This window comes from Halomonas marinisediminis (genome assembly GCF_004347715.1).
GTDB classification, from domain to species: Bacteria; Pseudomonadota; Gammaproteobacteria; order Pseudomonadales; family Halomonadaceae; genus Halomonas; species Halomonas icarae.
Window position 1 is genome coordinate 1 of record NZ_SLTR01000861.1, and the last position, 221, is coordinate 221.

Consider the following 221-nt stretch of genomic DNA (forward strand, 5'->3'; position numbering starts at 1 on the left):
TGGGAAGGAGCACGTGCAGAAGTACCTGCTGACACTCATGAACATTGTCAACGAAATCTACCATGATGAGTCGTTGGGGGCCCACATCAATGTGGTGCTGGTGAGGATTATCCTGCTGAGCCACGCAAAGTCCATGAGCCTCATTGAGATTGGAAACCCCTCTCAGAGTCTGGAGAATGTCTGCCGATGGGCCTACCTCCAGCAGAAGCCGGACACAGACC

At 53.4% G+C, this 221-nt stretch carries 1 protein-coding gene; it reads left to right on the forward strand.

Annotation, left to right across the window (positions count from 1 at the left end; translation table 11 throughout):
* Positions 1-13: 13 nt before the first annotated feature.
* Positions 14-221: hypothetical protein (locus tag E0702_RS19870; RefSeq protein ID WP_205742185.1), on the forward strand; the 208-nt coding region annotated here is incomplete at its 3' end.